Here is a 12571-nt window from a genome sequence, read left to right on the forward strand (position 1 = left end):
CCTTGAGGGTGGCCACGTCCGAACCGCGCCTGAAAGCCTTGCCATTGGCGCGTTCGACGCCGAGTGCTKCCCATTTGTCGAGCGTCATCGATCCCGAAGGGAATTTCTGTCCCTGGGGCAAGACGACCTCGTAGCCCCAGGTCTTGCCGGCCTGCCAGCCATTTTTCTTCAAGAGATTGGCGGCCGTGGCGAGTGCGTCGGGTACGGAGTTCCAGATGTCGCGCTTGCCATTGCCGTCGGCGTCGACGGCATAGGCTTGGTAGCTGGTCGGGATGAACTGGGTGTGGCCCATCGCACCTGCCCAGGAGCCGACGAGGTGGCTTTCGTCGATGTCGCCACGCTGCAGGATCTTGAGTGCCGCGATCAGCTGGGTGCGGGCGAATTTCGCCCGGCGCTGGTCGCCATAGGCGAGCGTTGCCAGCGAGCGCACGACATTGCGCATCACTTTGTCGTTCTTGAGAATCTCGCCGTAGTTCGATTCCATCGACCAGATGGCGAGCAGGATGTAGCGGTCGACACCGTAGCTGGCCTCGATGCGATCGAGCCACGGCTTCCACTTGCGTGCCATCTCGCGGCCGACTGCAATCGACTGATCATGCACGCGATTGTCGAAATAGTCCCATACCGGTGCGGTGAATTCCGGCTGGAAGCGGGCTTTTTCCAGCACCTCTGGATCGGCCGAGGTTACGCCGCGAAAGGCACGATCATAGGTCGCGCGGGAGATTCCGTTGTCGGYGGCTACCGAACGGAAGCTCGCGACCCAGCGTTCGAAGCCGGCCTCGGCCGCCGCCGGGCCAGCAGGCAACAGCAGCGCGAGCGAAAGACCAGCGATCGCGGCAACGCCTGCGAGACTCTTGGCGGTAATGCGAAGGGGCATTCTTTCCTCCTTGGAGAGATCAGAAAGTCGATTCATCGCCGAAGCCGGTTAGCAATCAGTTTACCATGGTCCCCTGGGGAACGAAAAACGCCCCTGGGGATTGTCTCCCCAATGGGCGGGACAATCAAGATCGCGTGATCGGTGGTCTTGCCCCCTGTCCCTGAATATGTGATCGCGTTCAGTATTCCTCAATTCGGGCGTGACAATGTCACTTCTCGATACCCGTAATCTTCTATCGGACGATGAAGCATGAAGAGAGTTCGCAAGGCAGTTTTTCCGGTCGCGGGTTTGGGCACGCGTTTTCTGCCTGCCACCAAGTCGATCCCGAAGGAAATGCTGACTGTTGTCGACCGTCCGGTGATTCAATACGTGGTCGACGAGGCACGCGAGGCTGGGATCGAGCATTTCATCTTCGTCACCGGCCGCAACAAGGCGGTCATCGAAGATCATTTCGACGTCCAGTTCGAACTCTACGACACGCTGGCACAGCGCGGCAAAATCGAACAGCTTGAACGGCTGCAGCGGCTCCAGCCAGGGCCGGGCCAGACCTCTTTCACCCGCCAGCAGGTGCCGCTTGGCCTTGGCCATGCGGTTTGGTGCGCGCGCGAACTGGTCGGCGACGAACCTTTCGCACTGCTTTTGCCCGACATGATCATGCAGTCGGAAAAGAGCTGCATGCGCGAGATGGTCGAGCTTTACGCCGAAACCGGCAGCAATATTATCGCCGTGCAGGAGTGCGATCCCGCCGAGACGCACAAATACGGCATCGTCGGACAGGGCAAGGCCGTCCACACCGGCTTCGAAATCGAAGGCATGGTGGAAAAGCCGAAGCAGGGTACGGCACCCTCCAACCTTTTCATCAATGGCCGCTACATCCTGCAGCCTGAGATCTTCAACATCCTGGCAAGCCAGGAGCGTGGCGCCGGCGACGAGATCCAGCTCACCGACGCGATGCTGAAGCTTGAAAAGCAGCAGCGTTTCTACGGCTACCACTATCGCGGCCGCACCTTCGACTGCGGCTCGCCGGAAGGCTTCGTCGAAGCCAATGTCGCATTTGCCCTGTCGCGTTCGGATCTCAGCAAAAGCATGGCCGGTGTCATCGAAGGCTTGCTGCACGAGATGAAGCCGGGCCGCTAAAGCGGCTGCAATGTCGCCCGCGCGTCAATTTTGGGCGCGCGGAGCGATGGCCATCGGGGCCTGCTCCAGATAGACATGTCCTGCCAGGTGCCCGCAGCGATGCGGGAGAATCGGGAACACGGTGCAAATCCGTGGCGTGCCCAACGCTGTAAGAGGGACCGTATCGGCAAAAGCCACTGTTCATCTTGAATGGGAAGGTGCCGACAACGGGTTGAACTCGAGCCAGAAGACCGGCCCGGCAGAAATCGTCCTCCGCATGGTCAGGCGGGGGAAATCGATTGCTCGCAAGGGGATACGCGATGCCGGCTGACCATTTAAATTCCAATTGTTTCGACCAAGCTGCACAAGATGCCGTCTACCGCGCCATCTTCACGCGCCGCGACGTGCGCAGCCATTTTCGGCCTGACCCACTGAGAGATGAGCTGCTGGCGCGGCTGCTGATGGCTGCCCATCACGCGCCGTCGGTTGGCTTCATGCAGCCATGGAATTTCATCGTCCTCCGCGATGCCGAGCGCCGGCAGAAAGTGCGCGACCTGTTCTTCGCCGCGCGCCAGCAGGAACTGCCGCACATCGCCGAGGAACGGCAGGCACTTTACCGCAAGCTGAAGCTCGAAGGCATCTGCGAGACCCCGCTCAACCTTGTCGTCACCTGCGACCGGAGCCGCTCGGAAAATTCGCCGCTTGGACGCTGGCACAATCCGGAAATGGATCTCTACAGCACCGTTTGCGCCGTGCAGAATTTCTGGCTGGCGGCGCGTGCCGAAGGTGTCGGCGTCGGCTGGGTCAGCATCCTCGACCGCGAGGCGCTGAAGCAGCTGCTAGGCATTCCAGATCATGTCGTGCCGGTGGCTTATCTCTGCGTTGGCCGGGTCTCCGAATTCGCGCAAAAGCCCGACCTTGAAAGGCATGGCTGGGGCAGCCGCCTGCCGCTGGCCGATCTCATCATGAGCGAGGTGTTTTCCGGTGGCGGAGAAGAAGCGCTGAAGGCGATTGCCGCCGAACTCGTTGCCCCTGAATCCTAGCGCTGGATTCTCATCCCGAGGAACACTGTGTTGGTCGTGCTATCGCGGTTGGGCAGTGTGCTGGTGAACGTTTCATGGCGCAGCCTGCCGGTGAGGCCGGCATAGCGGTTGAGCCACCAGGTCATGCCTGCTTCGGCGGTCAGCGTCAGATCGTGGTCCTCGGAGTCGGCATAGTCGCGCCAACCGGCGCCCACGGCTGCCATGCCCGTGAGGTTCGCGCGGATTTCACGCTCGACGCTGAGACGCCCAGCATAGAGAATCGAGCCGCTTTCGCCCGGAGTGGTCGAGCCTTCCACGAAGGTTGCGCCGTTGAAGCCAACGATGGTGCCACGGATCGGCGACCATCTGAGGTCGGCGGCAAATGTCGGTTCGGAAATGGTCTTGAGGCGCTCGTCATCGAAGTTTTCGCTGATCCAGCCGGCCGAAAGCTCGCCGCCGAATTTCTCGCCCATGTCCAATTCGACGCCGGCGCGTGCGCCGATCCTGTTCGACGAGCGTTCGAAGCCGGCAGTGTCGAAGCGGAGATCATAGACGCGGCGTCCGTATTCGACCTCGCCAAATGGCGTCAATGCAGGCGATATCTCGTAGCCGGCGCGCAGCCTGCCTGTGTAGAGCGTGGAATTCCTGTCTTCCTGAGACAGCGTGGCGCCGTCCGACAATTGAGCGTCGCTGTAGGTTTCCTTGGTCGCCTCGCCGGCCACGCCGAAGCGGAATTTGCCGACATCCTTCTCCAGCCCAAGCTCGCCATCGAGGATGTGGAGCGTCGGCCGCTCGGCGGTGCCGACGATGACGACGGGGGAGGTGGCCGATTCCGGGCGGAAATCGTAGCCAAGACGCGCGATGGCCCGAAGGTCGTCGGCGAGGTCGAGCTGCAATCGGCCGTTGATGCCTCCGGCGAGATCGTCGACCTCCTGCCCGGAGAGGGATTTGCGAACGATGCCATACGCATCGATGTTCGCCGAATGGCTTTCCCAGTCCGATGCGGCATTGAGCCGAAGGGCGGTATCCGACAGCACCGCCGACTTTCCGTCCGGGCTCGAATCGGCGTTCGAACTCGCCTCCAGTCCTTGCACGAGGCTGGGCCTGAGCACAAAACTGCCGACGCGGATGCCGGTGGGCGCGAAGGGAGTTGCATCGATCAGGGGCGTAAGTGCCTCGATGGCGGCTTGCCGTGCGGATTCCGGGCCGTTCTCCACGCTGGTTTCTGAGTCGATGGTACCCTGGCGCACGGTGCCGGTGGTAATGTCGTCTTCCGCCGCTGGCGCAACGGGCCTGGTGGCGGGCGCCCTTGTGGGGGCCGCGCGTTGCCGTCGCGCCTCTTCGGCACGTTGGCGGGCCGTGGTAGGCTGGCGAGCGGACGCCGCGCTGTCGGCGTTGGGCGGCTCGCTGAACAGGCTGTCTTCTGCGGCTGCGTCCGCCTGGTCGGGTAGGGCGCCGGGGCTGACAGGCTGATAGTCCGCGACCTGATCTTGGGGTTCGGGCGTTTGCGGCTGGGCCATGGGCCTGCGCGTCAGCGAACCTGTTGCGTCTCCATCTGCAAACGTACCGCGCAAGCCGGCTTCCTGAGCATGCAAAGGCGTGGCGCAAAGCAACGTCGCTAGACTTGCTGTTGCCAGCAAGGCGCGCAGTCCTGCACTGCCCCACGGTCCTTTTTGCTCTGGCCTGATCTGCGCCATCTTTTCCACTGCTTCGCCGACGCATGGGCGCCGCAATTACCAACTGGTAAATGGCCATGGTTAACGGAGCGTTTCCCGCCACCCCGGGGACGCATCGTTCGGGCCGGATAATCATGGACAGGGACCGTTCGACGCGCTAACGCATGCGACATGCACGCTGGATCGCTGAAAAAAGAGCCGGACCGGCAGGCGTCGATCGCCTCCGCCCTCCGCACCGTCACCACTGAGCAGGCCGGCATGGCCGCGCTTGCTGCCGCGCTCGAAGGGGTATTGGCGGAGCCATTTGCCCAAGCCGTCTCGACCCTCGGGCAACTGAGCGGCCGGGTCATCGTCACGGGTGTTGGCAAGAGCGGCCATATCGGCTCCAAGGTCGCAGCGACCCTGGCCTCGACCGGAACGCCAGCCTATTTCGTCCACCCCTCCGAAGCCATCCACGGCGATCTCGGCATGATCACCAAGGAAGACGCGATCGTGGCACTCTCCTGGTCGGGCGAGACGGCCGAACTCAAGGGCATTGTTGCCTATTCCAGGCGCTTCTCGATCCCGTTGATTGCCATTACCGCCGGCGACGCTTCCGCATTGGCACGTCAGGCGGATGTCGTCTTGTCATTGCCGCGCGCCCCGGAAGCTTGCCCGCATGGGCTCGCGCCGACGACCTCGACGCTGCTCCAATTGGCAATTGGCGATGCGCTGGCGGTGGCCCTGCTTGAAGCGCGCGGCTTCACCGCCGACCACTTCCGCACCTTCCATCCGGGTGGCCAGCTCGGCGCGAGCCTGATGCCGGTCGGCGACCTGATGCACATAGGCGATGAAATGCCGATCGTATCGGTTGGCACCAAGATGCCAGAGGCGGTCAAGACGCTGTCCAAGAAGCGCTTTGGCTGCGTCTGTGTCGTTGACGAAGATGGCAAGCTCGCCGGCATCATCACCGACGGCGATCTGGCGCGCAATCTCGACCGCAATCTTGCCGAGACCAATGTCGAAGACATCATGACCCGGCGGCCCAAGACCGTGCCACGACAGATGCTGGCAGGTACTGCAACTGCCATGCTCAACGAGCACAATATCAGTGCCATTCTCGTGGTCGAAGACGACCGTCCGGTCGGCATCATCCACTTCCACGATTTGCTCAGGGTCGGCGCTGCATAGAGCGCCGTGCGTCCGAACGGACGCGCAAAGGACGCTCTAAATCATTGAATCTACGCATCGTGCTTTCCGAAAATCGATTCCGATTTTCGGGCAGATGCGCTAGGCAGCGTCAGACCGGCTCCACCACCAGTTCCAGATCGGCGTCCGCGGCACTGATGACACGCACCTGCGTGCCGACAGGCAGGTCTGGACCGGAAACGCGCCATGTCGTGTCGCCGAGCTTGATCCGTCCCCGGCCTTCCTTGATCGGCTCGGTCAGCGTTGCGGTGCGCCCGATCATCTGGGCGCCGCGGCGGTTGAGCAGCGGCTGGTCGGAGACATCGCCACGCCCGCGCACGATCTGCTTGCCGATATAGGCCGAAGCGAGCGCCAGGACGAGGAAGAGCAGGACCTGAACCTGCCACCCCCAGAACGCGGCGTCCCACAAAAGCAGCGAGATCGCGCCGACGATAAGTGCGGCAATGCCGATCCACAACAGGAACACGCCAGGCGCGAAAATCTCCAGCGTCAGCAGGATGAAGCCGAGCAGCATCCAGTTCCAGGGACCGAGTTCGGCAACGATGCGGGCGATCATTTGCGGTTCCTCAATGCACCTGCGCTCAGCTCTGCTCCGGCGGGATGCGCGGCGGGCGCGATGCCTGGCGCTGGGCACCGTTGGTGCCTTCGCTGCGGAATACTTCCTTGGCGATGGCGCCGATGCCGCCAAGCGAGCCGATCAGTGACGACGCCTCGAACGGCATCAGCACGATCTTGTTGTTGGGCGATGCGCCGATCTTGGCGAGAGCTTCGGTGTATTTCTGGGCGACGAAGTAGTTGATCGCCTGGACGTCGCCCTTGGCAATTGCTTCCGACACGACCTGGGTGGCGCGGGCTTCGGCCTCGGCGGAGCGCTCGCGCGCTTCGGCGTCGCGGAAGGCAGCTTCCTTGCGGCCTTCGGCCTCGAGGATCTGTGACTGCTTGAGGCCCTCGGCGGCCAGGATCTGGGCGCGCTTGTTTCTTTCGGCCATCATCTGGCGGCCCATCGACTCGACGAGGTTGGCCGGCGGGTTGATGTCCTTGATCTCGACGCGGGTGAGCTTGATGCCCCAGGGGTGTGCTGCTTCGTCAACGACACGCAACAGGCGCTCGTTGATGGCGTCGCGGTTCGACAGCAATTCGTCGAGGTCCATCGAGCCCATCACGGTACGGATGTTGGTCATGGTCAGGTTGAGGATGGCGTTCTGCAGGCCAGACACCTGATAGGCAGCCTGCGGCGCGTTGAGCACCTGGTAGAAGGCGATGCCGTCAACAGCGACTATGGCGTTGTCGCGGGTGATGATTTCCTGCGTTGGAACGTCCAGCACCTGCTCCATCATGTTCATCTTGGCGCCGATGCGGTCGATGAAGGGGATGATCAGGTTGAGGCCAGGCGTCAGCGTCTTGGTGTAACGACCGAAGCGCTCGACCGTGTAGTTGTAGCCTTGCGGAATGGTCTTGATGCCGGTGAACAGCACAAACAGCACCAGGACGACCAGTGCCGGAATGATAATGTCGAAACCGCTGATTTCCATTCGGCTGACCCCCTAGAATTGAGCGTGGCGGCAAGACGACCGCATCCGCTTGATGTCGAAAGACTTAAGGGTCTTTCCAGGCTGTTACAATCATGTGCCGGCGGATTGTCGGCTGTTCTCAACGACCAAAGCCGAACAAATCGGTGTCTGAGTCCTCGCCGCCTGAAATGGCCGCGCTGACGATCTCGGCTGCGATGCGCGAATAGGTGATGCCATTGCCGCCATAACCCATCACCGCATGGATGCGCGGATGGCGAGGTAGTTTCCCGATTTGCGGCAGGCCTGTGGGCGTGGTGCCGAATGAACCTGCCCAGGCGAATTCAGGCGTCGTTTCGAGCTTGGGCAAAAGCGCCTTCAGCTTGCGCGAGATACGCTCGGACTTTTCGGCGATCAGCATATCGCGTCGGGCTTCGTCGGTGAAATCCTCGTCCTCGCCGCCGCAGATGACACGACCGTCGCCGGTCGCCCGCAGATAGAGGTAGGGTTCAGAGGCTTCCCAGATGAAGGCGGCACCCGGCCACAGCGCCTGCTTTTGCGGTCGCGTGGCGATCGCCCATGTCGAGATGATCTTGTGGCCTGTCGCCGGAACGAGATCGGCGACGAGTTCGTATCCGGTTGCCAGTACGACGTGGCTGGCCGTAATCGTCGGGCCGCCGGCCGTTGTTACGACCACGTCGTCGCGGCTGTCCTTGATGCCGGTTGCCTCGGCAGGTGCGTAGAAGCGCGCCTTGCGTTCGAGCGCCTTGCGGAAAAGCCCGACGGCCAGCTTGCGCGGATCGAGTGCCAGATTGCCATGGCTGAGGATAGCGCCATTGCGCTTGATGCCGAATTTCTCGCGCAGTGACGATGGTGTCAGATAGGTCGCATGGATACCGGCAAGTTGCCGAGCTTCGGCTTCCTTGCGCAGCGCGCTTGGGTCGAGCACATCGCCAGCCAGAAAGAGCGATTGCTTGATCTCGATGTTGCAATGGATGCCAAGTTCGGCGATGCGAGCCTGGAGGTTCATCACCGCGAGGCGCGACCGCCGCCAGGCGCGTTCGGCATGTTGCTTGCCGATCTGGCGCGACAAGCTTGAAAGTGGCTGGTCAATCTCGAACTGGACAAGGGCGGTGGTTGCCGACGTCGATCCCAGGAGTGGGCCGCGCCGGTCGATGCAAACGACCGCATGGCCAGCGTCGGTCAACGCCTCGGCCATCATTGCACCGCTGATGCCCATGCCGATGATGGCGACGTCGGTCTTGATGTCGCGCACAAGCTTGCCTGTGGCAACGGCAGGCGCGCGATAGGCGGACCAGACGGGCCGTCCGGTCCTGAGGTCGAGCTTGCGGGTCATTTGTGGCGGGCTCTCCGGGGTGTGCGCTCAACGCGCCGCCTCAAGAGAGGTTCCGCCTCCGGGCAGGGCTCAGACCCAGCCGGACAGTTCGCGCCTTGTGATCGTCTCGATGACCGCCATGCCCTCGGGGCTGTCGTTCAGGCACGGGATATGGGAGAAATTCTTGCCGCCGGCATGGTGGAAGATTTCGGCGTTTTCGCCGGCGATCTCCTCCAGCGTTTCGATGCAGTCGGCCGAAAAGCCCGGATTGACGATGGCGATCGATCTCACGCCTTCCTTGGCGAGCCGCTCGACAGTCTTGTCGGTGTAGGGCTGCAGCCATTCCTGGGCGCCGAAGCGCGACTGGAATGTGCTCATCAGCTTCTTGTCGCTCATGCCGAGGCGCTCGCGCAGAAGCCGTGTGGTCTTCACGCAATGGCAGTGATAGGGGTCGCCCTTTTTGAAATAGGGCTTCGGGATGCCGTGATAGGAGGCGAGGATCACCTCCGGCTCGAAGTCGAGCTTGGCAAGGTGCTGCTCGATGGAGCGCGCGAGTGCTTCGATATAGACCGGTTCGTCGTAGTAAGCCGGCACGCTGCGGATCGTCGGCTGTGCGCGCAGCTTCATCAGCGCGCGGAAAAACTGGTCGTTGGCGGTTGCCGTCGTCGTTGCCGAATATTGCGGGTAGAGCGGGAACAAGACGATCCGGTCGCAGCCCTGCTCGATCAGCTTCCTGGTGATGCTTTCAGTCGAGGGATTGCCGTAGCGCATGGCCCAGTCGACCACCACGTCGGGCAAGTCGCGCAGTGCTTCGGCGAGCTTTTCGCCCTGGGCACGAGTGTAGGTGCGCAGCGGCGACTCGTCGCGCTCGGTGTTCCAGATCTTCTTGTAGTTTGCGCCTGACTTCTTCGGCCGGGTGTTGAGCACGATGCCGTAAAGGATCGGATACCAGACGATGCGCGGCAGTTCGATGACGCGCGGGTCCGACAGGAACTCGCGGAGATAACGCCACATCGATTTCTGGTCGGTGCCATCGGGGGTGCCGAGATTGACCAGGAGAACACCGACCTTGCCCTTGCGCACTGCGGGATGACCGTTCGGGAACGGGCCGAGTGCCTTAGCCGATTTTTCGTTGATCGTCGTGGTCATGTTCATTCGGTGTCTCCGTAATGCGGGATACCTAGTTGAATGGTGCAGCCGTTCAATGTCGCGTCTGGCCGCACCCAAATACAAAGCCCGCCCGGCATGCCGGGCGGGCTTGTTTGGGACAAATGAGCCCTATCAGTTTACCGACGGGATCGAAAGCGTTCCGCCGATGTGCAGGTCCTTTGCCTTGGCATCCGGATTGGCCTCGGCGATCAGCTTCCATTTGGTCGGATCGCCGAGATAGGTCTTGGCGAGATCCCAGAAGGTATCGCCGGCAACCACTGTATGCGACTTCGCAGCTGCAGCTGACGCCGGTGCGGCCTCGGCAGGCTTGGCCGGTTCGACGGTCGGCGGGGTGTTGGCGATTTCCGTCGAAGCGCCGGGCAGGGCGGGCGTTGCAGGTGCTGCTTCCGCCGGCTTCGCAGGCTCGGCTGCCGCCGCTACGGCGATCTCGGTGATGCGGCCATCGAGCTTGGGCGTGAAGGGCCTGTTCTTGGCGAGGTAGTCGGCAACGACCTGTTCGAGGCTCGGACCGTAATCATAGGCGTTGGTGCCGTTCGAGGCGAACAGCTTGTAGCCGTCTCCGCCCTGGCGGACGTAGTTGTTGGTCGCCACCGTATAGACCTTGGCTTCGTCGATCGGCTTCCAGGCACCGCCGTCCATCACTTCCACCGACTTGACGCGGCCGGCATTGGCGGCGACCGACTTGTCGAAGGAATATTTGAGGCCCGAGACCTGCGGGAACTTGCCCTTGCCTTCCTCGATCTCGCTGACGCCGGCCTCAAGCGAGGCAACGATGTCCTTGCCCGACAGCTGGAAGGTGGCGAGCGTGTTCTGGAACGGCAGCACCGTCAGCACTTCGCCCATGGTGACGACACCCTGGTCGATGGAGGCGCGAATGCCGCCACCGTTCTGGAAGACGATGGTCACCCCCTGGTCCTTGACCCGGTCGAGGATGGCGTCGGAGATCAGGTTGCCCATTTCGCATTCGCGCGCCCGGCAGCTCTCACGGCTGCCGTCGATCAGGGCGGTGGTTTCCGAGACCTCCTTGTTCTTCAGTTCCTCGATCGGTGCGCCGAGCTCCTTGATGCGAGCAAGCACGGCCTCGTCGGGCTTGATCGAGTTGTCGAGGTAGATCGGGTCGCCCTTGGCTTCCTTGACGACACCGTTGTCGTCGAAKGTCACGGTGAACTCGCCGAGATATTTCGAGTAGGACGCCGCCTGGGTGACCGGCACCTTGTAACCTTCGGGGTTGTCGATCATCGTCGGATAAGGCCCTTCGGCCTTGGCGTCGGTGTTCGACAAGAGCGAGTGCGAGTGGCCGCCGACGACCACGTCGACGCCTGGAATCTTGGCGATCATCTCCTTGTCGCGGGGATAGCCGACATGGGTGAGCGCGATGATCTTGTTGACGCCCGCAGCCTTCAGCTTCTCGACTTCGGCGGTGATGTTCTTGACGTCGTCCTCGATGGCGATGTTGGGACCGGGCGAGGCGACCTCGGGCGTGTCGTTGGTGACGGCACCGACAATACCGATCTTCTGGCCGCCGATCTCAATCACAAGCGACGGCTTGATGCGGTCGCCGACCTTGGATTGCGCGTTGGGATGCACGTTGGCGGAAAGCACCGGGAACTGGATCTTCTCCAGGAACGGCACCAGCGCGTCCTCGCCGTCGTCGAACTCGTGGTTGCCCACGGTCATCGCGTCGAACTTCATCTGGTTCAGGAACTCGGCTTCAGCCGCGCCCTTGTAGGTGGTGTAAAACAGCGAGCCCTGGAAATTGTCGCCCCCATTGAGCAGCAGGACATTCTGGCCTTCGAGCTTCTTGCGCTGGTCGGCAATCGCCGTCACCAGGCGTGCCGCGCCCCCAATGCACTCGCCCTTGCCTTCTTCTTCAGCAGAGCAGGTCGATTCGAACTTGTTGTTGCTCTCAATGCGGCTGTGCCAGTCATTGATGTGCATGATGGTCAAAGTGTAATCGGCGAATGACGGCGCGGCGGAATAGCCGAACGCCGAAGCTGACAAAGCCGCAATGGCAGCCAATCTCTTCATGATGAAATCTCCCGAATGACCCCCGCGAGACGTTTAGCGTCTTCGCTTGACCGGAATGTTACACATTCCTTGACGTCATGTTCACATCCTCATTTTGCGGATGCAAGGGAGAATCGGAAGCTGAAAGCCGGCTTGCTTGCCGGGCGGCGCTTCCGGTCGCGCCGGATGCCAAAAAGTAGTGTTGTGCCCGCCGTGGCGGGCACAAACTCAGGTCAGGCCGAACGCCTGGTCAGGGTAAACTGCTGGCTGGTGCCGCTGGTGCAGTTCAGCTGGTTGGCCGAGATCAAAAGGCAGTTGAAGCTGATCGGCGACTGGCGGATCAGCGAGGTGCCGTTGATCTGCACCGCGTTGGCGCCGGTCAGGATGTAGGTGCCGTCAGAAAGCTTCTGGCCGGTGTCGGTCGCAACCGTCTGGAACGAGCCGCTCGTGAAGGTCGAAAGCCCGGTGCCCTTGGCGTCAAGCCACGCGCCTTCCACGCCCGATGGTGCAGGCCCGCTACCCGAAGAGCCGCCGCCGCTGGTCGAGCAGCCGGCAATGGCGGCCGCAAGCAGGGCAAATACTCCGGCCGAGACAATTTTCCGCGAAGTTGTCATGAAGTAATCCTCTCCTCAGTCCGCTTGCCTTCAATCGCTCGATTTGGCGATGAAGGC

At 62.0% G+C, this 12571-nt stretch carries 11 protein-coding genes and 1 riboswitch; of the genes, 3 read left to right on the plus strand and 8 right to left on the minus strand.

The window, feature by feature from the left end:
- On the minus strand, positions 1-877 hold an 877-nt coding region (locus AC1DWF_RS10985; RefSeq protein ID WP_476841675.1), incomplete at its 3' end, for a lytic murein transglycosylase.
- Between the two features lie 249 nt (positions 878-1126).
- Between AC1DWF_RS10985 and galU the strand changes: the two genes are divergently transcribed.
- Positions 1127-2014, plus strand: coding sequence for a UTP--glucose-1-phosphate uridylyltransferase GalU (galU, locus tag AC1DWF_RS10990; RefSeq protein WP_476783671.1), 888 nt, complete (start codon positions 1127-1129; stop codon positions 2012-2014).
- A 68-nt stretch (positions 2015-2082) separates the two neighbouring features.
- Positions 2083-2267: riboswitch (cobalamin riboswitch) on the plus strand.
- Positions 2268-2313: 46 nt separating this feature from the next.
- Positions 2314-3036 carry a 5,6-dimethylbenzimidazole synthase gene (bluB, locus tag AC1DWF_RS10995; protein WP_476786222.1) on the plus strand — a complete coding sequence of 241 codons (723 nt, stop codon included), beginning with the start codon at positions 2314-2316 and terminating at the stop codon, positions 3034-3036.
- On the opposite strand, the gene AC1DWF_RS11000 is transcribed toward bluB, so the two are convergent.
- Positions 3033-4712, minus strand: coding sequence for an outer membrane beta-barrel protein (locus tag AC1DWF_RS11000; RefSeq protein ID WP_476786221.1), 1680 nt, complete (start codon positions 4710-4712; stop codon positions 3033-3035). The genes bluB and AC1DWF_RS11000 overlap by 4 nt on opposite strands.
- Positions 4713-4862: 150 nt before the next feature.
- On the opposite strand from AC1DWF_RS11000, the gene AC1DWF_RS11005 reads away from it, so the two are divergent.
- Positions 4863-5861 (plus strand): KpsF/GutQ family sugar-phosphate isomerase, encoded by a 999-nt coding sequence (locus AC1DWF_RS11005; protein WP_476786220.1) that lies wholly within the window; start codon positions 4863-4865, stop codon positions 5859-5861.
- Between the two features lie 109 nt (positions 5862-5970).
- Here the strand turns inward: AC1DWF_RS11005 and AC1DWF_RS11010 are convergent, their stop codons facing one another.
- The 6 genes from AC1DWF_RS11010 to omp10 all read right to left on the minus strand — a co-directional run bounded on the left by AC1DWF_RS11010 (position 5971) and on the right by omp10 (position 12514).
- The gene (locus AC1DWF_RS11010) at positions 5971-6435 is read right to left on the minus strand and encodes an NfeD family protein (protein WP_476788232.1); all 465 of its coding nucleotides are present in this window, start codon (positions 6433-6435) and stop codon (positions 5971-5973) included.
- Positions 6436-6460: 25 nt separating this feature from the next.
- The gene (locus tag AC1DWF_RS11015) at positions 6461-7411 is read right to left on the minus strand and encodes an SPFH domain-containing protein (RefSeq protein ID WP_476785357.1); all 951 of its coding nucleotides are present in this window, start codon (positions 7409-7411) and stop codon (positions 6461-6463) included.
- 118 nt (positions 7412-7529) lie between these two features.
- A complete protein-coding gene (locus AC1DWF_RS11020; RefSeq protein WP_476785356.1) occupies positions 7530-8744 on the minus strand; it encodes an NAD(P)/FAD-dependent oxidoreductase in 1215 nt (404 codons plus the stop codon).
- Positions 8745-8813: 69 nt separating this feature from the next.
- Positions 8814-9878 (minus strand): ferrochelatase, encoded by a 1065-nt coding sequence (hemH, locus tag AC1DWF_RS11025; RefSeq protein ID WP_476785355.1) that lies wholly within the window; start codon positions 9876-9878, stop codon positions 8814-8816.
- A 126-nt stretch (positions 9879-10004) separates the two neighbouring features.
- Positions 10005-11921 (minus strand): 5'-nucleotidase C-terminal domain-containing protein, encoded by a 1917-nt coding sequence (locus tag AC1DWF_RS11030; protein ID WP_476788231.1) that lies wholly within the window; start codon positions 11919-11921, stop codon positions 10005-10007.
- A 212-nt stretch (positions 11922-12133) separates the two neighbouring features.
- A complete protein-coding gene (omp10, locus tag AC1DWF_RS11035) occupies positions 12134-12514 on the minus strand; it encodes an outer membrane lipoprotein Omp10 (RefSeq protein ID WP_476786878.1) in 381 nt (126 codons plus the stop codon).
- Positions 12515-12571 lie beyond the last annotated feature (57 nt).

Source organism: Aminobacter sp. P4_D5 (assembly GCF_056401815.1).